General features: G+C 40.3%; 23 protein-coding genes and 1 pseudogene. 2 read left to right on the top strand and 22 right to left on the bottom strand.

Features of this window, described 5'->3' with window-relative positions; all coding sequences use genetic code 11:
* Positions 1–4: 4 nt before the first annotated feature.
* From ACTJKA_RS01715 to ACTJKA_RS01670, 10 genes and pseudogenes are all read right to left on the bottom strand, one after another.
* Positions 5–487 carry a flagellar protein FlgN gene (locus ACTJKA_RS01715; RefSeq protein ID WP_007499977.1) on the bottom strand — a complete coding sequence of 161 codons (483 nt, stop codon included), beginning with the start codon at positions 485–487 and terminating at the stop codon, positions 5–7.
* Between the two features lie 18 nt (positions 488–505).
* Complete coding sequence (flgM, locus tag ACTJKA_RS01710) at positions 506–769, bottom strand: flagellar biosynthesis anti-sigma factor FlgM (protein ID WP_003213252.1); 264 nt, start codon at positions 767–769, stop codon at positions 506–508.
* A gap of 79 nt (positions 770–848) precedes the next feature.
* Entirely contained in the window at positions 849–1,268 is a 420-nt protein-coding gene (locus tag ACTJKA_RS01705) for a TIGR03826 family flagellar region protein (RefSeq protein WP_017357864.1), read from the bottom strand.
* Positions 1,269–1,324: 56 nt separating this feature from the next.
* Positions 1,325–1,792, bottom strand: coding sequence for a ComF family protein (locus ACTJKA_RS01700; RefSeq protein ID WP_038475569.1), 468 nt, complete (start codon positions 1,790–1,792; stop codon positions 1,325–1,327).
* Between the two features lie 51 nt (positions 1,793–1,843).
* Positions 1,844–2,047 (bottom strand): annotated as a pseudogene (locus ACTJKA_RS01695) (hypothetical protein); the annotation flags it as partial.
* On the bottom strand, positions 2,008–2,301 hold the full coding sequence (locus tag ACTJKA_RS01690) for a late competence development ComFB family protein (RefSeq protein ID WP_008348267.1): 294 nt from the start codon (positions 2,299–2,301) through the stop codon (positions 2,008–2,010). The gene ACTJKA_RS01690 and the pseudogene ACTJKA_RS01695, both read right to left, overlap by 40 nt.
* Positions 2,302–2,365: 64 nt before the next feature.
* Entirely contained in the window at positions 2,366–3,745 is a 1,380-nt protein-coding gene (locus ACTJKA_RS01685) for a DEAD/DEAH box helicase (protein WP_142675479.1), read from the bottom strand.
* Between the two features lie 119 nt (positions 3,746–3,864).
* Positions 3,865–4,707, bottom strand: a complete 843-nt coding sequence (locus ACTJKA_RS01680) for a DegV family protein (RefSeq protein WP_024719242.1) — start codon at positions 4,705–4,707, stop codon at positions 3,865–3,867.
* Positions 4,708–4,918: 211 nt separating this feature from the next.
* Positions 4,919–5,608 carry a two-component system response regulator DegU gene (gene degU / locus ACTJKA_RS01675; protein WP_008348273.1) on the bottom strand — a complete coding sequence of 230 codons (690 nt, stop codon included), beginning with the start codon at positions 5,606–5,608 and terminating at the stop codon, positions 4,919–4,921.
* 64 nt (positions 5,609–5,672) lie between these two features.
* Entirely contained in the window at positions 5,673–6,848 is a 1,176-nt protein-coding gene (locus ACTJKA_RS01670; protein ID WP_003213166.1) for a sensor histidine kinase, read from the bottom strand.
* Positions 6,849–7,069: 221 nt separating this feature from the next.
* On the opposite strand from ACTJKA_RS01670, the gene ACTJKA_RS01665 reads away from it, so the two are divergent.
* Together ACTJKA_RS01665 and ACTJKA_RS01660 are read left to right on the top strand one after the other, a co-directional pair.
* Positions 7,070–7,738, top strand: coding sequence for a YigZ family protein (locus ACTJKA_RS01665; protein WP_181891304.1), 669 nt, complete (start codon positions 7,070–7,072; stop codon positions 7,736–7,738).
* On the top strand, positions 7,723–8,814 hold the full coding sequence (locus ACTJKA_RS01660; protein WP_025208065.1) for an LCP family protein: 1,092 nt from the start codon (positions 7,723–7,725) through the stop codon (positions 8,812–8,814). The genes ACTJKA_RS01665 and ACTJKA_RS01660 overlap by 16 nt, the downstream gene beginning before the upstream one ends.
* A gap of 36 nt (positions 8,815–8,850) precedes the next feature.
* On the opposite strand, the gene ACTJKA_RS01655 is transcribed toward ACTJKA_RS01660, so the two are convergent.
* The 12 genes from ACTJKA_RS01655 to ACTJKA_RS01600 all read right to left on the bottom strand — a co-directional run bounded on the left by ACTJKA_RS01655 (position 8,851) and on the right by ACTJKA_RS01600 (position 22,446).
* Positions 8,851–9,918, bottom strand: coding sequence for a glycosyltransferase family 4 protein (locus ACTJKA_RS01655; RefSeq protein WP_007499956.1), 1,068 nt, complete (start codon positions 9,916–9,918; stop codon positions 8,851–8,853).
* A 134-nt stretch (positions 9,919–10,052) separates the two neighbouring features.
* Positions 10,053–11,300: a teichuronic acid biosynthesis protein TuaH gene (gene tuaH, locus ACTJKA_RS01650; protein ID WP_322536055.1), complete on the bottom strand. Its 1,248-nt coding sequence runs from the start codon at positions 11,298–11,300 to the stop codon at positions 10,053–10,055.
* On the bottom strand, positions 11,269–12,024 hold the full coding sequence (gene tuaG, locus ACTJKA_RS01645; protein WP_025208067.1) for a teichuronic acid biosynthesis protein TuaG: 756 nt from the start codon (positions 12,022–12,024) through the stop codon (positions 11,269–11,271). Before tuaG ends, tuaH begins: the two co-directional genes overlap by 32 nt.
* Before the next feature lie 24 nt (positions 12,025–12,048).
* Positions 12,049–12,726 (bottom strand): teichuronic acid biosynthesis protein TuaF, encoded by a 678-nt coding sequence (tuaF, locus tag ACTJKA_RS01640; protein ID WP_046526686.1) that lies wholly within the window; start codon positions 12,724–12,726, stop codon positions 12,049–12,051.
* Between the two features lie 61 nt (positions 12,727–12,787).
* A complete protein-coding gene (gene tuaE, locus ACTJKA_RS01635) occupies positions 12,788–14,254 on the bottom strand; it encodes a teichuronic acid biosynthesis protein TuaE (protein WP_046526687.1) in 1,467 nt (488 codons plus the stop codon).
* Positions 14,255–14,293: 39 nt separating this feature from the next.
* A complete protein-coding gene (locus ACTJKA_RS01630) occupies positions 14,294–15,223 on the bottom strand; it encodes an NAD-dependent epimerase/dehydratase family protein (RefSeq protein WP_116306301.1) in 930 nt (309 codons plus the stop codon).
* A 14-nt stretch (positions 15,224–15,237) separates the two neighbouring features.
* Complete coding sequence (tuaD, locus tag ACTJKA_RS01625) at positions 15,238–16,575, bottom strand: UDP-glucose 6-dehydrogenase TuaD (protein WP_035389682.1); 1,338 nt, start codon at positions 16,573–16,575, stop codon at positions 15,238–15,240.
* Positions 16,576–16,650: 75 nt separating this feature from the next.
* A complete protein-coding gene (gene tuaC / locus ACTJKA_RS01620; RefSeq protein WP_440607591.1) occupies positions 16,651–17,835 on the bottom strand; it encodes a teichuronic acid biosynthesis protein TuaC in 1,185 nt (394 codons plus the stop codon).
* Positions 17,832–19,283, bottom strand: a complete 1,452-nt coding sequence (gene tuaB, locus ACTJKA_RS01615) for a teichuronic acid biosynthesis protein TuaB (RefSeq protein WP_035389686.1) — start codon at positions 19,281–19,283, stop codon at positions 17,832–17,834. Before tuaB ends, tuaC begins: the two co-directional genes overlap by 4 nt.
* An 18-nt stretch (positions 19,284–19,301) precedes the next feature.
* On the bottom strand, positions 19,302–19,961 hold the full coding sequence (locus ACTJKA_RS01610; protein WP_008348294.1) for a sugar transferase: 660 nt from the start codon (positions 19,959–19,961) through the stop codon (positions 19,302–19,304).
* A 198-nt stretch (positions 19,962–20,159) separates the two neighbouring features.
* Positions 20,160–20,729, bottom strand: a complete 570-nt coding sequence (locus ACTJKA_RS01605) for a hypothetical protein (protein WP_019743577.1) — start codon at positions 20,727–20,729, stop codon at positions 20,160–20,162.
* Positions 20,730–20,955: 226 nt separating this feature from the next.
* Complete coding sequence (locus ACTJKA_RS01600; protein ID WP_171465827.1) at positions 20,956–22,446, bottom strand: cell wall-binding repeat-containing protein; 1,491 nt, start codon at positions 22,444–22,446, stop codon at positions 20,956–20,958.
* Positions 22,447–22,462 lie beyond the last annotated feature (16 nt).

Here is a 22,462-nt window from a genome sequence, read left to right as displayed (position 1 = left end):
TTGTTTACGCCTTTGAATCAAACAAAGCCCTATGCTGTTTAGGCTTTGAACTCTCAAGACCATTTTGTCCGTAATTCATATTTTCTTTGTTAGGATTCACAAGATCGAATGTCAGTGAAATAAATTGAAGTGACTGCTGAATAAGCTGTTTGTTCAGTTCGTTTACATCTTTCAGTTCCACCATGATGTCATTCAGCTTCTCATATAACGAAATAAGCTCTTCTTGATCCGTTCCTGTAGCTTTTTCGATGCATGCGGTGATTGTCGGCGATTGATCACTTTGTAAAAATTGAACTGCTGCTTCAATCCGCTTTTCTTCTAATTGTGAAATGGCCTGAATATATTTTTGCTCAAGGTTCAGAACCTCTGAAAGAGCATCGATCTCATTATTTTTCAGCATTTCTGTTTTATTCTTAGACAGCTTTAGAAGCTGTTCATGTAATCCGTAGAGACGGTGCAGTTCTTCAATCATTATTTTTACTGACATTCACGCTACTCCCTTTTGTTATTGTTGTTTATAAAAATTCAACATTTTATCTGCAATGCCTTTTGTATCTACTTGATATGTTCCGGCTTCAATGCTTTTTTTAATTTGGTCTATTTTATCTTGACGTTCTTTCATGATATTCGGCACCTTTTGCATTTCGATTGCCTTTTTAGAAATTTCGACTTTGTCAGTTGATTTTGCTTGATTCGATTGCAACGTTTGTTTCTCATATGTTTTCTTGTATGGATTTACTGGTTGTGTTCCATATCGATTAATTTTCACGGGATTCCTCTCGCTTTCCGTTACAGTCTGTCTTGATTCTATCCATTTTATCGACCAAACTGCAACTTAGTTTAGGGAATCAGTCGTTTTTAGGATTAATGGCATAATAGGTGTCTTTTTTCCTAGATTCAATCTCCCTTTTACGCTCTTCTTCTTGGTCCATTTGACTGATTTGCGTCTTTATATCCTTTTCACAATGGCTACACAGCTTGTTTTTTCTGATCGGTTGGCCGCATCTTTCACAAGGATAATTGATATTCGGGAATTGACTAATTTGAAGTCTTTTTAAACGGATAAATTTCAGGATTAATTCTTCATCAACTTCTGTTGCGTCTACTATTTCAGCAATGGTTGATTGTCTATTACTTTGCTTACGCAAGAATTTATAAACGATATCAAAAGAACGTTCTTCTTCTTCAAAGCATTTGTTACAAACCGTTTGGATGGTGGTTTTTAAAAATAACTGATTACATTGTGGACAGTTTGCCAATTGATTCATAACCAAAACCCCTTACGTTATTTTCTTTTCTTAATATCGGTTGATTGTCATGATTTTTAACTACGAATCAACGTAAAAGAGGAAACACTTTTGGCGCCTGCGTCTTTTAAAATTTTTGCTGCATGATAGACTGTCGCCCCAGTTGTATAAATATCATCGATTAATATGATATCCTTTAGAACGATCGGGTTTGACTGCCTTAATTGGAACAAATTCTGTTGATGTAAACGTTCATTTTTTCTTTTCTTAGACTGCTTACTTTGATGTACTTTTATAAGTGGCTCCAATATAGGTCCGCCAATCATGGAAGCAAGCATCATTGACTGATTGAATCCTCTTTCCTTTAATCTCTCTTTACTCAAAGGAATTGGGACAAGGACCGGTTCTTTGATTGAAAAAGAACGTTTAAACGCTGACTGTACATCTTTTTTAAATAGATCAGCTAAAGCCGTATCACCTCGAAATTTAAATCGAGCTAGAATATCTTTCATAAAGTCGTTGTAAGCATAAACAGACCGATTCATTACAAGAATCTCAGTAAAATCCCGTCGTTTATCCCACCTTGAACAATCCTGACACAATTGATCATTTGATTGCGCTCTTCCGCATTTGGGACAAGTAGGACCTTGAATCTTCATCAGGTGGTTCTTACATGCTACACATAAACGATCTTCATTTAATAGTAGGAATGATTTCCATGTAAAAGCAGCCACAAAATGGCTCTCACAAATTGGACAAATCAACGCTTTTCTTTGTTCAACGGCAAATGATTTTCGCACCTTGGATATGTAGTGACCGTTGAAGCAGCTTCTGTCAGAATGACGAGCATCGCCGTATTTTTCTGTTTATCCACCATCTCGGATTTACTGTAGGATATTTTATCGATATCTGTTATATATTGCGGTTTCACTTGATTTAGAGAAATGGCTAATACATCTTCTATACATTTTTCACAATGACAAATCATGTTTAATTGGTTGAGATATTGATAGAGAATTTCTTTAAGTAGTATTTCTTTTGCGTTGAGTAGCATATTTTGTCTCTCCTGCCATTTGTGTTTTGTGAATATAATGTACCATGATTTAGTTGAACCCACACTATTTTTCAGAAAACTCTTTTTCAGCTGTATTATTCATTTTTACGATATGTTTCTTTGCTTGTTTCATACTTCTCGTTAAACCAAAATGAAAAAAGTATACGTCTCCGTTAAAAAAATCTGGATGTCTCCCTGCTCTACCAGAAATTTGGACAAGTGCACTTTCTGTAAAAATAGGAGATTCCGCACCTAATACGCCCACTTGAACATCTTGAATGGTAACGCCTCTTTCTAGAATAGTTGTTGTAACCAATACATCGTATCTATGATCTCTGAAATGCTGGACTTTTTGCTTCCTTTCTTGATCATCGGCAGAAACTCCCTGTACATTTACACATTGAACTTGAAGAATATGAGTTACCTTCTTCATAGTAGAAATAGAAGGAACAAAGAGTAGCACTCTTTTTTTCTTTGTGATATGTTCATGCAGCCAGTTCATTGTAGATGCTGGAAGCCGATTTCTTTTTAATTTCTTTTTCCAATCTCCAACCCATTGAAATGTTGGGACAGGCAGCGGTTTTTGGTGGAAGCGCAGAGGAATTTTGATCGCTTCTAATTGTCTACAAGCAACATCCTTTTGCATTTTTTTAGATGGTGTGGCACTTAAGTAAATTCTAACTCCTGTTTTTTTCATTGACTTTAAAACAGCAAACTGAAGCCGTTCATCCATTGAATAAGGAAAAGCATCGACTTCGTCTACAATGAGGACATCAAAAGCGTTTTTATATCTCATTAGCTGATGGGTTGTAGCGATCATAAGCGGTGCCATTTGAAATCTTTGAGAACTCCCGCCATAAAGTGCAGCTATATTCAGTCCTTGAAATGCCTTTCTCATTCGAGGTTCAAGCTCAAGTACAACATCGGTTCTAGGCGTCGCAATACAAACACTCATTCCGTTATTTAGCGCATATTTTATTCCGTGAAAAAGCACCTCCGTTTTCCCCGCACCACAAACAGCCCAAACGAGCAGATCAAATTTGTTTTGGATTGCTTCTACTAGCCTATCGGACGCTCTCTTTTGCCCTTTAGAAAGTTCTCCCTGCCATGTTAATTCAACTTGTCTTGTTTCTTTCTTTTGTGGACCCGTCCATTCATAGAGAAAGCCACATTCACTTACTTTTCCCAGCATGATGCAGGATCTACAGTATACACAGTCTTTTTTACATGTTTCACACGGAGAGAGGGCAAAGTAGCGCTTGTTTGATACACCGCACCGGCAGCAGATCAAACCACTCGCCACCCTATTGACAGCAGGTGTTCTATGGATGAATCCTTGATTCTCCAGCCACTCCAATTCGGACTGTGTACATTGACATTCAATAGGAAGAAGATGCCTTGATTGTAGCTTGTGACTGAGTTCCATTGCTTTTTCCAGATTCAATTTCACGCACTACCTTTCCATTCATGTTGACCCATTATGTACAAAGAGAAGGCCTTTCGTCTAATTGTAAAAACAGAAAAACAAATCCCCTTTTCCATGAGAAAAGGGGATTTTGATATCTATCTGATGATCCAGCCAAGTGCTAAAGAGCCTTCGCCTAGATGAGTGCCAATCACGGCACCAAAGTAGCTTTTATAAAATTCAACATGAGGATACTTTTCTAATAAGTGCGCAATTAATTCATCTGCTTCTTCTTCTCTATTACCATGTATCAGAGTTGCTCTCATTGGAACACCACGTGATGCATCTTCATCAAATAATTCAAAAATACGTGAAATGGCTTTTTTGCGTGTACGAATCTTCTCAAAAGGGACAATTAGCTTGTTGTCAAAATGCAAGATAGGCTTTACCTTTAAGAGGCTTCCAATAAAAGCCTGAGCACCATTTAATCTGCCGCCACGTTGTAAATGAGTTAAATCGTCTACCATAAAATAAGCTCTTTGATTTTCTTTCAGATAATTGAGATGGGAAATCACTTCTTCTGGAGAAGCACCACCTTGGATTTTTTCAGCAGCTTCTAACACATAAAAACCTTGCGCCATACAGCTAGTCTCTGTATCAAACGGATAAATGTCGATTCCGTCAACTAGTTCATTCGCTGAGGCCGCACTATTGTATGTTCCACTAATTCCGCTTGACAGATGTATACTAATCACAGCATCATATGTTTCACTAAGTTTTTCATATAATTCTATAAGTTCACCGAAAGCAGGCTGAGAGGTTGTTGGAAGATCTTTATGTTTCTTGACTTCTTCATAATATGTCTTCCAATCCATTTCTACTTCTTCACGGTATGATTCAGTACCAAAGATGACATTCAGAGGGATCATATGAATATGATGTTTATCACGTAGTTCTTGTGGTATATAAGCAGTACTGTCTGTTACAACGGCTATTTTCATTCTTAAATACCTTCCTTATCCGTTAAGTTGCTTTTTAAAAAAGAATGATCATTGTTTTTCACTAGATTTATAATACTAATCAAAAAAGCTTGCCTAATCAATAGGCAAGCCCGCTATATCCGAAAAAGACTCCTTACCTGCCTATCATTGCTCTCTAACTTGAATATGAGAGAACTAAAAACAGGCGAAAAAGGAGTACTTGTCCGGAACATTATCTCATTTCTACCCAGCCGTTTTTAATTGCTACAACAACAGCTTGAGTACGGTCATTTACATTCATTTTTTGCAAAATGTTACTCACGTGGTTTTTGACTGTTTTCTCACTAATAAAGAGCGACTCACCAATACCTCTATTGCTCTTTCCGTCAGCTAACATTTGAAGAACTTCACATTCACGTCTTGTTAAGATATGAAGTGGTCTGCGAATTTCAGGATATACCTCGTGCTGTGGATGTGCTGAAACGCCGCTTGTTGCTAAGCGTCGGAATTCATTTACTAAGTTATGAGTGACTTTCGGATGTAAATAAGAGCCTCCGTCAGCTACTACTTTTACTGCTTCAATGAGGGTATCTGCATCCATTTCTTTTAACAAGTAGCCTCTTGCTCCTGTTTTTAATGCATGTGTCACATAGTTTTCATCGTCATGAATAGATAGGATAATGACTTTTGATTCGGGATAAAGCTCTACTAGCTGTTTTGTAGCCTCCACACCATTTACATTCGGCATATTAATGTCCATAATGACAACATCCGGATGATAGTGTTCTACGATACGTGCAGCTTCGTCACCGTCGTCTCCTTCTGCAACTACTTCAAAAGTAGGTTCAAAATCTAAAATCCGTTTGACACCTTCACGGAATAATTGGTGGTCATCGATAATTACAATATTTACTTTAGTCACAAGCTACGCCTCCCCATGTTTATTGTTCTACACCTGAACTTTATGGTCAATATGTCTTTTGTCTCTATTTTACAATTTTATTTTGTAATGTTAACGGTACTCTAATCATGATGAATGTCCCTAGACCTATTTTTGAGTCTATGGTCATTTTACCTTCTAGTAAGTCTACGCGCTCTTTCATACCAAGTAACCCAAAGGATTTGTTTTTATTTGTTTTAACATCCTTCATATCAAAGCCTTTTCCATCGTCTTTGATAATTAAGGTGACAAAGTCTTTCGTCACTTCAACCTTCACAGAGATTTCTTCAGCTTCAGAATGCTTTAAAGAATTTGTGACAGCTTCTTGAGCTAGTCTAAATAGTGCCACTTCAAATTGAGAAGCAATTCTTTCGCTTTCAGTATCACCTAAGCACTGGAACGTAATTTTGGTTTTTCCATCATATTCTTCAATTGTGTTTAAGTATTTTCGCAGTGTCGGAATGAGACCCAAATCATCTAAAGCCATCGGTCTTAAATCATAAATGATTCTTCTCACTTCGTACAGTGCATTTCGCACATTCTGTCTTAGACTTCTAATTTCTTTAAATCCTTCTTCTGTTCCACGGTCTCTAAAAATTCGTTCAATTAGTTCTGAACGCATCATCACGTTTGCCAGCATCTGAGCAGGTCCATCATGGATTTCTCGTGATACCCTTTTGCGCTCTTCTTCCTGGGCTTCAATAATTCTTAGTCCAAAATCTTGTTTTGCCTGAGCATCTTCAAGTAAAACACCGACCTGACGTAAATCTTGGTTCAAGTAGTTGAGGACGACCGTGATCTGGCTCACAAGCGTTTCTGAACGTTCAATGACGTCTTGTAAGCTTAACAATCGTCTTTCGAGATCATCTCTTCTTTCCCTCAGCTGTTTTTCGCGCTGCTGGATCATGGTCAATTCTACTTGCAGGTTATGTGCTTTTTCATAGGCTTCTCGTATTTCTTCTTCGCTGAATTTGTTGAAGTTTCTGCTGACTTCAGATAAACGATTTCTAGCATGTCTCGTATGTACTTCTAGTTTATCCCCAAAATCAATGACTTCGTTGACTTGCTGTTTAATTTGCTTGAGCTCTTCTACTAGGCTTTCATATTGTTGACGGGACTGTTCGCCGATTCTAAATACTTCGTCCTTACTGCCATCAACTGTACTTAGCATTTTCATGATGATTGAATCCAATAACTTCGGATCCATTTTAGGTGTTGTCATGGCTTTTACCTCCCGTAACAGTGATGTCATCTTTTTTTATTATAAATGTCATTGATCTGCATTTTATGTCGAATTATAATGAAAGAATGCGTATAAATCATGAAATTTTTATGACGACCCTTTTTCCGCTCCTATCATCATAACAAAATACGCTGTAAAATTCTAAAACCAATGCAAATTTTCTCTAGCCTTACAATTTGCTTGTCAGGAGGGTATGTCTTTTGCTGAACCGCTATCTCACAGTAAAAAGCCGTGGCGAGCATGAGATCGTCATTGAAAAATCACGTTTTATTTGTCATATACAACGTGCTGTCTCAGAAGAAGAAGCACAAGCCTTTATACAATCCATAAAAAAACAACATTGGAACGCCACTCATAATTGTTCCGCCTATTTGATCGGTGAACATGATCTGATTCAAAAAGCAAATGATGATGGTGAACCAAGCGGTACGGCAGGGGTACCCATGCTTGAAGTGCTTAAAAAACGCAAGCTGAAAGATACAGTTGTTGTCGTCACTCGTTATTTCGGCGGTATTAAGCTAGGTGCCGGTGGATTAATTCGCGCGTATGGAAAATCTGTGTCTGAAGCAATCAATCATGTTGGTATGGTAGAACGCTGTTTAATGCGTACGATGCACACAACAATAGATTATACATGGCTTGGAAAGGTAGAGAATGAGCTTAGAGTCTCATCTTTTCAGCTAAAAGACATCCATTATGCAGAAGATGTGATTTTTGAAACGTATGTAGAAGAAACACAAAAAGAGCAGTTCATTGAATGGATGACTGAGTTGACTAATGGAAAGAGTGTTACTAAAGAAGGCGAATTGATTTATTTAGAAAAGGACGTTGGTCCGATAAAGGAGACAGATGAATGGCACAACGAGTAAAAGTGCGTGTACGAAAGAAAAAGAGTAAGAAGAAAAAGATTTTCAAACGGATTCTGGTCTTATTTTTGCTTCTCTTTATCTGCATGGGCGGATTTGCAGTTTATAAGATTGTGAATACACTCCAAGCTGCTGACAAAACTTATGATGAATTAGAGCGCGGGGAGAAATCGAAACTCCGTGATGCTGTCATTGATATAAAGAAAAAACCTTTCTCTGTCCTATTTGTTGGCATAGAGGATTACGCCACAAATGGTGATCACGGCCGTTCAGATTCACTCATCGTCGCAACGATTAATCCTCAGGATAAAACGATGAAAATGGTCAGTATCCCCCGTGACACACGAGTACAGCTTGCTAGTGACACAACGGGAAATAAAGTAAAGATCAATGCGGCATTTGCTAAAGGCGGTAAAGACGAAACGATTGAAACTGTCGAACAATTCTTGCATATCCCAATTGACAAATATGCAACAGTGGACTTTGACGGTTTTAAGGATGTCATTGATGAAGTTGGGGGAATCGATATAGACGTTCCATTTGACTTCAATGAAAAAAGTGACGTCAAAAAATCGAAAAAGATTTACTTTAAAAAAGGGAATATGCATTTAAACGGGGAAGAGGCACTTGCTTACGCGCGAATGAGAAAACAAGATCCACGTGGTGATTTCGGGCGTAACGATCGTCAGAAACAAATCTTACGTGCCATGATTGATCAAATGGCGAAACCTCATAACATTGCAAACGTGGATAATATTGCAAAAGAAGTAAGTGATCATATAACAACCAACTTCCGCATCACAGAAGGACTTGCTCTACAGCAAATTTACAGTGGTTTCAAAGGAGACGATACTGAAACATTATCTATTAAAGGATCAGACCTTTATCTAGGACCAAATCGAACATACTTCTTTGAGCCAGATCAAACCAACTTGGCTGAGGTGCAAAATGAGTTAAGGACACATTTAAAGCTTCCTGCTGAGTCATCATCTGAAACAGATTCACAAACAAATCCAGCCTCTGGTGAAACAGGAACAACTGATACCACGACTCCTTCGAGCAATACAACAGGACAATAATAAAAACAGCCCGCCTTCCGAGGAACGGGCTGTTTTTTATTGTCTTTTGACCATACGTTTGTAGAATTTCGTAAATGGTTTAAACTCTTCGTTCACTAATCCAGTGACTTCAGCAATAACTTGCATAAACATGACCAGTAAAAAGATGATGATCAATGACAGCCAAATGGTGGCACTTGTCAGCAAAATCGCACTTAAGCTGAAGACTAAGCCAATCATGTAAATCACAATCACTGCCATTCGATGTGATAAGCCAAAGGCCATCAGTCGATGATGGATGTGTGATTTGTCAGGTGCTGAGATAGGCTGTTTATTCAATATTCGTCTGATGATCGCAAAGGTCGTATCAAAAATAGGCACACCTAAAATAATTACAGGGACAACAACACTAAACAAAGTAACACTTTTGTACAATCCTAAAAGTGACAGGACCGAGATCATATAGCCTAAAAATAACGAACCTGTATCACCCATAAATATTTTTGCTGGATGGAAGTTATAAAAAAGAAAACCGATGGTACTGCCAATGACGACAAGAGATAACGAAAGAATCAGGATCTTGTCCGCAGAAAATGCCATGACGGCAATCGTGGTTAAACCGATAACCGAAATTCCGGCAGCCAGTCCATCTAATCCGTCAATTAAATTGATCGCATTTGTAATCCCAACAATCCATAGTACAGTCAGGGGATATGCCATCCATCCTAACTCCAGTCGATCTGTTAAGAAAGGAACAGAGAAAAAGTCCATTTTTAAGCCCGTGCTCACGATTAAGCAAGCAACGAGAACTTGCACAAGAAATTTAAATTTTGCACTTAAATTATATTTATCATCAAATATACCTAAAATGACGATGAGTACAGCGCCAACTGATATAGCTGTAATTTTATTATGTAGAAACAGCCCGCCTGCTAGTGCTCCAGCCGCTACCCCAATAAAAATCGCCAAACCGCCCATTCGAGGCATTACTCTATCATGAACTTTTCGTTTATTCGGCTGGTCCACTGCACCAATCTTAATTGCAAACTTTTTGACGATTGGTGTCACAATTAAAACTGTAGCCAGAGAGACAAAAAACGCTAATAAGGCGCGTTCGTAATCCATAGGTCAGTCTCCTTCTAAATTGAAATCTGTATTTTGTATATTGGCCGCTCTTTCCATTATACAATTGAATATAGGATGATCACAAGCTCCCCCTAAGAAGAAGAAACAAATAAAAACGCACAATCCTGAATGAATTATGCGTTTTCTTTAATATTCGTTAATTCCACCATGTTTGTGAACAGTGCGTGCCAATCTTTTTTCTTTGCTCGGCTTTGTCTTAGATGTCTGCATGTCATGTCATCTTTTTTACTGATCACTTTCTGACAGGCTTCGACGAAGAGAGCTGGATCTTCGCCCTCTACATATTCATACACATCATTCTCTTTTAGCCTTTCCGTTGATGGAAGATTTAAACCAACAACAGGGATTCCGGCAGCTAAAAATTCATACAGCTTGAGCGGAAAAACCGCTTGATTGTAAGGAGACTGTTTGTATGGCATCATCCCTACATCAATTAATTTCATATAAGCAGGCACTTCTTCTGGTGCGACTGCTCCTGTCCATATGACATTGGGCAGTTTGAGTGCATGCTGAAAAGATGGATCTCCATTCGTTCCATCCGGACCGACAAATAAAAATGTCCAATCTGGCTGCATTCGAGCAGCTTGAGCGATCATGTCAAAATCGAGCTTCGGCTTGATCCCACCTATAAAGCCAAGAACCGTTCCCTCTCTTCCCTCTAGCACGTCTTCCCTGCTAGGGAGGTTGCTTTTTGCAAACACATCATACTCGACGCCATTTTCTACTGTAAAGACATCTTTCGGTTCACCCATGAGCCTTTTTTTGATTTGATCATGTAAGTATTGTGAAGAGCATGTAATGCTGTGTGCATATTTAATAATGCGGTTTTCAGCTTTTACAATGACTCGCTGTCTCATATAAGAGAGAATGTTGTTTTTTCCGCTGATGGGCTCTCCCCACAGGTCACTGCAATCATACACAATATGTTTCCATTCAAATAAAGAAGATAAGAGCGGAAATCCCGGAAACGTATACCATAAACAGACGGCTATGCCCTGCTTTTCTTCTTGACGCAAATGCTCAAGAAGAGGAGATAATTTATGAAAATAAAACATATCTTGATAACGGCCAAAGCGAAAAAACTTGCTCTTGAGCACATCAGGAATGGTCATTTGCTTCATTCGATCCGTTATAGGCTGAAAGGGAGCTGAATGACGAGTGGCAGATGGGCATACCCAGATGACCTCTTTCGTTTCTGGATCAGATGCAAGAAATTCCGCCAGTCGATGTCGTCTGTACCTTAGGCCATCGTGTCCCCATTCTCCCGTTGCAACAATCACATGTATGATCGACTCTGCTTTCACCTTTATCACCTTTTTTCCCTTCTGTTTATAAGCGCTTTTTGACAGCATTTGTGGCATAGTGCATAAAACACCAAGATGCTTTCACAAAATGAAGCTGCTCAATTTCTCTATAGACAAACCATGTTTTTTTCGCTGCTTTCCACTTGTTACTAGAAATCGAGTTTCCCACGATGCGATATTCACTGAGCGGCTCACTCATTCCATAGGCAGTAAATCCTTTTTTTAAAATAGAGAGCCATGTGGCTAAGTCCTGCCTTGTTCGAATGTTTGGCATTTCCACGTGTCCTACTTGTTGAAGATCGAGCATCACCGTCAAACAGCCGATAATCGTATTTTTTAAAGCTTCATTGTAGTTCAACTGAGCCGGCGCTGTGACGGTTTTTTGTAATGACTCTCCATTTTCTGAAATGATGTCATATGCCGTGAAAGTAAAGGCATGATCATTTTCTAACATAAACTTGACCTGCTTTTCGAGCTTTGTCTGTTTCCACATATCATCGCTATCTAAAAAAGCGATAAAGCGGCCTTTCGCCTGTTTGATGGCTGTGTTTCTAGCAATAGCGGCTCCTCCGTTTTCCTCTAAATAAATGACGTTGATTCTGTCGTCCGTCTGACTTAATTCCCCTAACAGCTTCCTTGTGCCATCTGTTGAGCAATCATCTGCAATGATCAGCTCCCAGTTGGAATAGGTTTGGGCAAGGACGGAATGAACTGTATCCGTTAAATAACGTTCCGCATTATACGCCGGTGTAATAATTGATACTAACGGTTGATTGTTCACCTAAGACTCATCTCCAGTTCATCATTAAGATTCTTTGAACACTTCAGGTAACACCACAAACATAAGCGAGATGCTAAGGCCAATGACAAGTCCTAGCAGAGCTCGTTTTTTCGCTGACATGCCTTTGCCTGCTTCATCGAGCACTTGGGCAGGATCGACAATCTTTGCCTGCTTCATCCCGAGCTTTGTCGATTCCAATTCATATAAAAATCGTTCTTTATCGACCTTGGAGTCATTGCTGACAGATTCATCTTCAAGAGCGGATAGTCTCCTTTCAATGACTTGCTGTCTTTTCGTAAATAAGGCTTTGTCCTGCTTTAAAAATGTATCTGACACTTGTTTCACTACCGCCAAAGCTCGAGCTTGATCAGCATCTGTAAACGACAACTGCAATTGTGTATCGGACTGGTTCGTGAGAATCAAACGATTTTTCACATCCTGCCTTTCTTCTTCCTTTACATCCCGGAGTGCTTGATTCAGAAATGCATCGCTTTTTAATAGAGATGTCACTTCTGACAGATTGTTATACACACCGTCGTCATATTTCCCAAGCGTCAAGGTCACAGCAGCTGTGTAACTTGACTGTTCTACTGTCCCCTTGGCAAAAAAGAAACCAAAAGCAGCCAATACAACGGGCAGCAGCACAAGCCAGACGATATATTTTTTCATTCGCTTCCCTATTCTTAACATAAAACCAGACATGCTCATTCTCCCAACATTGACGTATTTGCTTTTTCACTAGTGTAGCCATACAAACTCAGCATCACACGTTTGCCCACGGCTTGAAACGCTGTTTATTTTTCATGATATTGACCGCTGCGATCACTAGACCTAGAAACACCCAGTGGAAATATAAATTTGAGACCGAACTCGGACTGATACTTGAGACGAGAAAGCTCAGCATGGCAGCAAATAGACCTTCAATGATCATCTTGGCTGATCTCGTGTCAGCCAATTGGTATTGTTTGTACAGTGAGAACATGAGATAGGCATACACTGAGATATAACCTAGCATGACGGCAAACCCAAAATTCGTCATCACCTCTAGCAGCCAATTGTGAACTTCCACGACCTGATCTGTATCAAAGATTGAAAAATGAGCTAAGTAATAAGACACATTGCCCGCTCCAACCCCGAATCCATATGAATTCGTAAAGAAATGCCAGGCGTTTTTGATTAAATTCGCACGGGCAATGTTGGACGGAAGTGGTTCGCTAAAAGAATGAGCGACCTGAGAAGCGAGAAACAAGTCATAAAAGACAGAATAGATTTTGGCTGAAAAAATGGCGATACAGATGATACCAAGCCCGCCTGCTGCCATGATGGACCACTTTTTTAAAAAGCGAGGCATCAGTAGCCATACATAGATTGCCGCTCCAGCTAATATGCCGAGCAAACTGGCGCGCGATTCTGTTAACAAAATAAGATACAGCGCTAAGATGGCTCCTAGTAATCCGAACGCTTTGATATAACCATTTTTCATTTGGCGCATACACGCCACATATAAGAAAAAGCTAATAGATAAAAACGTCGCAAAGTCATTTTGGTTAAAGAAGACAGCCGTAGGATAGTGCTGTTTGTACGCTGGTCCAAGATACAATGAGGTATTCGGTAAATGATTCAAGGTCAAGTGATTATAGAACCCGATTCCCATCACAAATACAGTCATGACTAGCCAAATACTATAAAAAGTCACGATCTGATCCATTCGCTGAATGTACATGACCACAAGAAAGACAAAACCCATTCCCATCGCAAGAAGAGACATATATTTCAGGCCGTCTGTGACCGAATGAGCCCAAAGCAGTGAGATGAGCCCGTAAAAAAACCATGCAGCGAAAAAACCAAGAATGCCTTTAACACGAATTTGCTGCCACTGGGATATGTACGTTCCTTTGTCTCTCATCCGCCATATGAATAAAGCAAAGACAGCCAAGAGCATGATGCGGTAGAGAAAGAGACTAAAGAACCCAACACTAATAGAGAAAAAAGCATTATTGAGAAATGTTAATGCAATTAAAAGGTAAATGGCTGACATGAATATGTGTTCACCATTCATGTAGAGCTTCATACATATAACAGCCGCCATGAGCACCACAAGTAAAACCGGAATGACCACCATCTTCTTTAACCCGATAGGCTGTGCGGATGCCATTTGTACAAGCCCTATACCCGCTGCTAATAACATACATCCGATCATGATTTGCCATGCTGTTTGTTTCACACTCATACCTATTTTCCTCCTAAGCAACCCATCCGATTTGAGGGATTAAGCCTTTACTTCCTGTTCATAGTAGGAAATGGTACGAGCCAAACCTTCTTGTAAAGTCACAACAGGCTCCCATGCTAAGACTTGTTTCGTTTCCTCATTTGCCAATGTACTATGCACAATATCTCCTGCACGCTGCGGCTTATAAATCGGTTCAAGATCTGATCTCGTGACTCGCTTCATCGTTTGAAACAGCTCATTCACCTTGATGGAATGACCACATGAGATATTTAAACAAACGTTTGATTGAGCTGTTAAAGCTGCAACATTCGCTGCGGCTAGATCGCCTACATAGATAAAATCTCTTGTTTGTTCCCCGTTTCCGAAGATGAAAGGTGCCTCATGTTTTGCAAACTTATCAGAAAAAATTGAGACAACACCGCCTTCACCAAGTGCGTCTTGGCGCGGACCATATACATTGCTGTACCGCATAATACAATAGTCCACATCATAGAGTGATTTTGCCATGTGTAAGTATCGTTCAACTGTCAGTTTTGACAAGCCATAAGGTGAACCAGGCTGCAGTGGATGAGCTGTGTCGACCGGCAGATAGACTGGGTCTCCATAAACTGCTGCCGATGAAGCAAACACCACTTTCTCTACCCCGGCTTCAGCCGCTGCTTTGATCACATGCAGCGAGCCTTTAATATTGACCTCTTCGTCGTAGACGAAATGTTGAACCGAAACGGCTACACTCACTTGCGCTGCAAGATGAATGATATAATCTGGTGCAATGTGTTTGATCAAATCGACCGTTTCTGATTTTGTGACATCTGCTTCAATGCATTGTACGGATAGATGAGCGATATTTTCCTTCGATCCAGTTGAAAAGTTATCAAGAACGATGGGCTCATAACCTTTCTCTAATAAAGCCTCTACCGTATGAGATCCTATAAATCCACTTCCCCCAGTGACCAATACTTTCTTCATCCAAGTTCCCCCTATTATTGTGCCTTCGATACCAATTCTGTTTCCCATACGCCTGGGCGGCCGATGGACTGGTAAATAAATCCTCTCTCTTTCATTTCTGCTGGATCAAACAAATTCCTTCCATCAATTAAAATGGGAGAACGAAGTAGCTGCTTGATCTGATCCTTATCCATCTTCTGTACGTCATCCCATTCCGTTAAGATGAGACAAGCATCTGTATCTTTCACTGTTTCATAGAGATCATTGCTGAAGATCGCCTGCGGGCCAAGCTCTCTTTCTGCTTCTACATAAGCAATTGGATCATAGGCTTTGACAAAAGCTCCGAGCTCTCTCAGCATTGGGATAATATCTAGTGCTGGCGCTGAACGCATATCGTTTGTATTTGGTTTAAATGCGAGCCCTAAAACGGAAATCGTTTTTCCTTTAATATCACCGAACACACTCATCAGTTTGCTGACAAGATGGGCTCTTTGGTGGTTGTTTGTTTCAATGACAGATTCGATCAGCTTGAACCGGTAGCCGGCTGTTTCGGCAATTTTGAGAAGAGCCATCGTATCTTTTGGGAAACAAGAACCGCCAAATCCAATGCCTGCTTTTAAAAATTTATGCCCGATACGGCTATCTAACCCAACGCCTTCGCTGACTTTTTCCACATCAGCACCAACTCTCTCGCAAATGTTCGCAATATCATTGATGAATGAGATTTTTGTGGCGAGCATGGCATTTGCCGCATACTTAATCATTTCTGCACTTTCTAGATTGGTCTCAACCACTTCTGTTTGAAACGGATCATGCAATTTTTTAATGATCGTGGATGCATGTGCGCTTGTAGAGCCAATGACCGCTCTCTCCATATTCATCGTATCTTGAATAGCTGAACCTTCCCGCAGAAACTCTGGATTGGAGACGACGTCAAATGGATATTTACTGCGTGAAGCCTTTTGAACAATGGCTTGAACAAGACGTCCTGTTCCAACTGGCACTGTGCTCTTATTCACGATGATTTTGTAGCCATTCAGGTGTTCTCCAACCGTTTGAGCCACAGCTTTCACGAATGTTAAATCCGCTTCCCCCTGAGGTGTCATTGGTGTTCCTACCGCAATATAAATAATCTCTGATTCTCGAATTGCAGCGGGAATATTGGTTGTAAAACACAATCTTCCCTCTTCTGTATTCTTCTCAATCAATTCCTTTAAGCCCGGTTCATAAATTGGAACGAGACCGCTTTTTAAGCTGTTGATTTTTGATTCGTCGATGTCACAACAAATGACGCGATTTCCGATATCAGCAAAACAAGTACCCGATACTAATCCGACATATCCTGTTCCAATCACAGCAATTTTCTTCAACATGTTTCATCCTCTCAGTAAAAGCATATTGGTCGTTCCAAACTGTTTATCTATCAGTCTTTGCACATTTCACCCTGTTTAAACGGTGGATGTTGATTGATTCAGCACCTTTTCATATTGCTGAATCAGGAGCGTAGCATTATGTGATGATGAATAATCTGTATGGACGATGTGGTGAAGATCGGTCTTCACTTGCTCGTTCCATCTGTTTTCATAAAGATAAGCGTGAATCGCTTCTTTTAGCTGACTCGTTGAACGCGGTTCAATGAGCAGATGTTGATAGGTAGAAAATAGTGATGGGAGACCACCAACCCGTGTTGCGATGACAGGCAGTTTTAAAGCGAGCGCCTCAAGGACGACAGTCGGCATTCCTTCACTGTAGGATGGAAGGGCAAACAGGTCAGCTGCCATTAAATAATGTTTGACTTGTTTATTCGGCACCTGCCCCGGGAGTATAATGGATTCTCCCGCCCGTTCGGCCAGCTCCTTTGCGAGGGGGCCTTTTCCGACAAAGACGGCTTTTACACCCTCCATCCCGCTGACAGCTTCCGCTAATTCAAGCAAACCTTTCTCTTTGACTAAACGGCCGACAAAAACGACGAGCTTGTCGTGAAGCGGTAAACCGATCTGCTTTCTGATAGCTGTTTGATCCCCTGGTGTTCTAGAAAATGACTTGAGCGGAATTCCCAGCGGGAGACATTGTGCATCCGCCTCTGTCATGTCATGTGTTTTCTTTGCCAGCTCTTCACTCACTGTGAGAACAGCAGACGCCTGTTTTACTGCTGCTTTAAAGGCTGCAAGCGCCCCTTGGCTATAGGTTGGATAGACGTTCACATCACTGCCGTGTAAGGTCAGAAGATAAGGGATGTTTGCTTCCTTTTTGATCACAGCTGCTGCGCCGCCAGACGGCATGGCAAAGTGCGCATGGATGAAATCCGGTGACAGTTCATAACGCTCCATTGTGCGTAGGACAGAAGCTGCGATTCGTTTACTCGGCTGAGCCCATTTTAGCTGTCCAGGCAGTGCTGTATAAGGCGGTCTGTAAACCGGTACTCCGCACCTCACTTCCTGCTGGGGAAGATCTTTTCTCTGACGATAGGAAGCTTTAAGCATCCGTAAGATGGGCGGATTGACAGGGGTAGGACAAATCACGCTCACTTCTACGCCTTGTTTGACCAGCTCCTGCACTTGCGTTTCATGGAAGACGCCTTCACTTGGATGTTTTTCACTAGGATATACACTTGTCAGCCATAGCACCTTCATGACGAACGACCTCTTCTCCATAATTTCCCTGTCACCTGCGGATACATTTTGACAAGCAGCAAGCTATATAAAGCCGCACTTAAACAAATTGTCAGTAGTAATTGAAGCAGTATATCCGCTGATATCAGCTTCATCCCTTGATGAACAGCCACTGCGCAGCCGGCCATTAACAACGTCATGACAGCAGGCTTTACGAGTGATTTTACATACACCTTCATATCTAGCTGAATGACATAAGCCATCAGCCACCTGCCGACAATGAAGTTCAGCAGGCTGACCCCTGAGTAGACCCAAGCTACAGTCAATAGACTGCCGGTATGGACTCCTGCATATAAGGCGCATCCATATACGATGAACATGCCTGTATCCCAATAAAAAGCTAAGTCCGCTCTTCCTTTTGCAAGAAGGATGGAACCATTTGGATTCATCAGCACACGGAGTAGACCAACAATGCACAAAATATTCAAAACCGGGACCGCCACTAGCCATTTCTCTCCAAACACCACTTCTATAAAGCTATCTGATACGGCAGCAAGACCGATGAGGAGTGGAAAACTAATGAGTGCGAGCATATTCGTCATACTGAGGAAGCCCTCACGCAGCCTAGAATGATCACGCTGACTTTTTGCGAAAACTGGGAAAGCCACTCTCGTCACAATCGGGTTAATTTTTAGCACCGGGATTGTGACGATTTGATAAGCCAGGCTGTAAATCCCTAAAGCTTCTGCTCCAAGAAACCGTCCTATTAAAATCATGTCGATGTTTGAGCCTGCCCGATTGACAAGCCTTGACGCAAGCTGGAAAGCCCCGAAGGAGAAAAACTCTTTCACTTCCCCTAATGCGAAAACGGGTGCTGGGCGCCACTTCTTCCAATAAGCCGCTGCATACATGAGACCTTTTCCTGATTGAAGCAGCACTTGAGAGATCACATAGGCCACAATTGGATTGATAAAAAAGGCTAGGATCAGTAGAACAATCAGCGAAATGATCGTCGCTATCGTCTCAATCGTACTTAAGGTTTTAAAGGCTAAATCTTTCTGCATCATGTATTGGTATTGCTGACCAATTGGTGCAATGAGAAACATAATGGATAATAACTTGAGCAAGCCTTCCAGCTCAGGTCTGGCATAAAAGGCGGCAATCAAGGGACTTGCAAGGATCAATACACAAAACAAGAGAATTCCCGTCAGCAAGTTGATCCAATATAATGTAGATAATTGACGTTCCGTCGTTTGTTCCTTTTGAATGATCGCAGCACCGATGCCTAGATCAAGTAAAATCTGTGTAAATATTGTGACCGTTGTGATCATGCCAACGAGTCCAAATTCTTTCAGTGACATTACGTTTCCTAAAAAGGCGAACTGTGCAATTTGGATGATGGTAATGATCAATGCGGACAAGCTTGTCCATTTTGCTCCGCCCAGCAGGCGATTTTTCATACTTGCCATTTCTCTTCCCTACTTTACTTATCTGGCTCCGTCACCAGTCACGATGACTTTTAACGTTTTTACCATAATCTTCGTGTCGAGAGAAAATGTCAAGTTTTGAATATACTGTAAGTCGTGTGATAATTTCTCACTTGGACTCATTTCATATCCCCCATTTACTTGAGCAAGACCTGTCAGCCCTGGCTTCACTGTCAGTCTTTTTGTAAAGCCTGGAATCGTCCGATTAAATTCGGCAGTAAACATTGGTCTTTCAGGACGTGGACCTACAATACTCATTTCTCCTTTTAACACGTTGATAAACTGCGGCAGTTCATCAATTCTTGTTTTTCTGATGAATGCCCCCACTTTGGTGATACGAGGGTCATTTTTTTGCGCCCATTTCGCTCCTCCGCTTTCTGCGTTGGTTCTCATCGATCTGAGCTTCCATAATTTAAAGTAGACACCGTCTTTTCCGACCCTTTCCTGCATATAAAAGGCTGGCCCTGGTGTTTCTAGCTTAATTAAAAGGGCAAACAGTAAAATGATTGGCGTACTCAACATCAATCCGATGAACGAGAACACGACATCTATGAAACGTTTTGCAAATAAATATCGAACCATATGTTCTGTTAAAGCAAAAGAGTGGTTTCGTCTCACTTCATATTCTCTGTAAAGGTTCATCGCTTTCTCTGCGCTCACTGACCTGCACCTCACCATTCAAAGTAGTTGTTGTGTAAAGAGATGTTCTATGAAAGTCAGTTTAGCAGAGCAACATTAAGCAAATGTAAATGGGCTGTTAAGTCTTGTAAAAGTGTGTTAAGAATGTGCCCTTATATCAAGTTATGCCCTTTTAAACGTAAAAAAGACCCGCATTTCTGCGGGTCTACGTGTCTTTTTTTATTTTGCCTTTACGGATTCGATCGTCTTCAGTCTAAGCGTTCCGTTTGCATCTTTTGTATAAGTTACTTTCACTTTTGACTCTTCTTTTAGGCTGTTCACTTGTTTAGAAAATGTATTTCCGAATTGAATGGCTACTTCTTTTCCATCAATGTTGACAGCAATTGTATGTCCATCAGCCAAACCGACATATGTGCCTTCTTTGGTGACTTCATTTTTCTTCGTTGTAGATTCTTTTTTTGTTTTAGATTCAGCTTTTGACTGATCGTTTGTCGTTTCTTCTTTTGTGATTTCCTTACTTGAGCTTTCTTTTGCATCTTCATCAGATTGACCTGCTTGGTCTTCTGTTTGAGCAGCTGTTTCTTTGCTTTCATCATCTGCTTTTTCACTTGCAGACTTGTCTTCCGTCTTTTCGTCTGTTGCATTTTCTTTCTTTTGATCTGCTGCTTCAGTTGTTTCTTTTTTGCTGTTATCCGTATTGTTATCGTTTGACTGATTTGATGTGCCGCATGCTGTGAGCATTACACCTAGAAGTAAAACTAAAAACGGCATTGTGATTAATTTTTTCAAGATCGTCACCTCTTCATGATTTGTCGATTTGCTGTTTGAAGATTATGTGTGAACTATTCATCTTCTATATTTCAATTATAACAAAGATAACCGGAAATGAAATGTATTTTTAACTTGACACACAGTTGATTAGACAATCACTTCAAGACCTTTGAAAAAAGGCTGCCGAGAAACGTTCTCGAACAGCCTAAGAGGAGTATCTGAGGCACCCCCATCTTGTATTTTCTTATTTAAAGTAACCTGACACACCACTGGCAATGCCTGACGCCAATCGATCTTTATACGTAGCAGACTTCAAGATGTTTGAATCAACTGGACTGGACACAAAACCAGTTTCAAGTAAAACACTCGGCATTTTAGATTTTTTGATGACATAGAACCCTGCTATTTTCACACCACGGTCCCTTGTGCCAAGTGCACTGACCATTTTAGGCTGAATATTTTGCGCAAGCTTCAAGCTGTTTGTTGCCGCATATGTTTTGTCATAATACGTTTCAGTTCCATTTGCACTGCTGTTATCATTTGAGTTCGCATGGACACTGATGAAGATATCTGCTTTAGCATTTGCACCTTTAATTACACGCTGTTCAAGAGTATCATACGTGTCTTTCGTCCGAGATAACGAGGTTAGAGCCCCAGCATTTATTAATTTTGAATTTAGGCGTTTTGATACATCTAGGTTTACGTTTTTCTCCAAAAGACCGTAGCCAATTGCCCCAGCATCATGTGCACCGTGACCAGGATCAATAAATACTTTCTTTCCTACTACTGGATTTTTTAATTGAGAGAGTACATTTGAAGAAATAACAGTTGTTCCCCCAATTGCACTAAACCGTGTGATCTTTTTTTCTCCAATAATTTTTCTAGTTGGAGTAGGTAAGCTTTTATCATTAGTGAAAATAAAGGCTTTTCCTTGTTTTGCTGCTAAACTTGCTCCACTTACGGAATCAGCATATGCAAATCCATTACTAATAAACGTATTGTTCGTACTCATATTATATTTTCTTACTACATTTGCAGCTGTGTCATAACGTGTCGCTCCTCCAACCCTTGTTGGCGAAGGTAATTTATTGAAAGTAGCTTTGTTTACTCTTGATTCTCCACCAATGACAATCGTCTGCTTGATTCCTCTGTTTTTAAGATAGGAAGCAGTCACGGATTGTAAACCCTTGCTATTTGTCAATAAAATAGGGTAACCCATTTTTGCAGCATAAGGCGAGATAGCAACAGTATCTGCATAAGCAAAACCATTTGCAACAATCGCTACATTTGTAATTTTCATCTGTTTGGCAATTAAAGTGGCAGTGTCATAACGAGTTTTTCCAGCAATTCTACTAACAGATATCCCCATCGATTTTAATTGATTGGCCACCTTATTTGAAATATTGCTTTGACCCCCAATAATAATCACTTTTTTCGTTTTCAAGCTTTTCAATCCGCTTTTTGTTTCAGGAGATAAGTTGTCTTTGTTCGTATATAAAACAGGTGCGTCTTTTTGTTTTGCGAAAGGAACAGAACTAAGAGCATCTGCATAAGCAGTTTTCCCAACTAATACAACTGTATTAGCTGTAGTCCACCCTTTTTTGGCTGCATTTACAGCCGTTGAATAACGTGTTTTTCCATCTACTCTTGTTACAGAGTTATCCGCTAAAGCTGATGGTATAAACACAAATAACGCCACTATTGATATAAATACCATTTTTATAAATGCACGCATGATCAATACCACCTTT

Source organism: Bacillus sp. 22190, assembly GCF_052045575.1.
GTDB lineage: Bacteria > Bacillota > Bacilli > Bacillales > Bacillaceae > Bacillus > Bacillus altitudinis.
Note: the sequence above shows the minus strand (reverse complement) of the source record. Positions and strands in the feature narration are given on the sequence as shown.

What these genes read in the sequence shown, in the direction of transcription:
- ACTJKA_RS01705 (WP_017357864.1), bottom strand. Translation starts at nt 1,268, where the DNA reads ATGAATCAATTGGCAAACTGTCCACAATGTAATCAGTTATTTTTAAAA.
- tuaF (WP_046526686.1), bottom strand. Translation starts at nt 12,726, where the DNA reads ATGTCTGGTTTTATGTTAAGAATAGGGAAGCGAATGAAAAAATATATC.
- ACTJKA_RS01630 (WP_116306301.1), bottom strand. Translation starts at nt 15,223, where the DNA reads ATGAAGAAAGTATTGGTCACTGGGGGAAGTGGATTTATAGGATCTCAT.
- ACTJKA_RS01600 (WP_171465827.1), bottom strand. Translation starts at nt 22,446, where the DNA reads ATGCGTGCATTTATAAAAATGGTATTTATATCAATAGTGGCGTTATTT.
- tuaD (WP_035389682.1), bottom strand. Translation starts at nt 16,575, where the DNA reads ATGTTGAAGAAAATTGCTGTGATTGGAACAGGATATGTCGGATTAGTA.
- ACTJKA_RS01715 (WP_007499977.1), bottom strand. Translation starts at nt 487, where the DNA reads ATGTCAGTAAAAATAATGATTGAAGAACTGCACCGTCTCTACGGATTA.
- ACTJKA_RS01700 (WP_038475569.1), bottom strand. Translation starts at nt 1,792, where the DNA reads ATGAATCGGTCTGTTTATGCTTACAACGACTTTATGAAAGATATTCTA.
- ACTJKA_RS01670 (WP_003213166.1), bottom strand. Translation starts at nt 6,848, where the DNA reads ATGACAACACCTAAAATGGATCCGAAGTTATTGGATTCAATCATCATG.
- tuaH (WP_322536055.1), bottom strand. Translation starts at nt 11,300, where the DNA reads ATGCCACAAATGCTGTCAAAAAGCGCTTATAAACAGAAGGGAAAAAAG.
- ACTJKA_RS01655 (WP_007499956.1), bottom strand. Translation starts at nt 9,918, where the DNA reads ATGGATTACGAACGCGCCTTATTAGCGTTTTTTGTCTCTCTGGCTACA.
- tuaC (WP_440607591.1), bottom strand. Translation starts at nt 17,835, where the DNA reads ATGAAGGTGCTATGGCTGACAAGTGTATATCCTAGTGAAAAACATCCA.
- ACTJKA_RS01680 (WP_024719242.1), bottom strand. Translation starts at nt 4,707, where the DNA reads ATGAAAATAGCCGTTGTAACAGACAGTACTGCTTATATACCACAAGAA.
- tuaE (WP_046526687.1), bottom strand. Translation starts at nt 14,254, where the DNA reads ATGAGTGTGAAACAAACAGCATGGCAAATCATGATCGGATGTATGTTA.
- ACTJKA_RS01690 (WP_008348267.1), bottom strand. Translation starts at nt 2,301, where the DNA reads ATGCTACTCAACGCAAAAGAAATACTACTTAAAGAAATTCTCTATCAA.
- tuaB (WP_035389686.1), bottom strand. Translation starts at nt 19,283, where the DNA reads ATGGCAAGTATGAAAAATCGCCTGCTGGGCGGAGCAAAATGGACAAGC.
- ACTJKA_RS01660 (WP_025208065.1), top strand. Translation starts at nt 7,723, where the DNA reads ATGGCACAACGAGTAAAAGTGCGTGTACGAAAGAAAAAGAGTAAGAAG.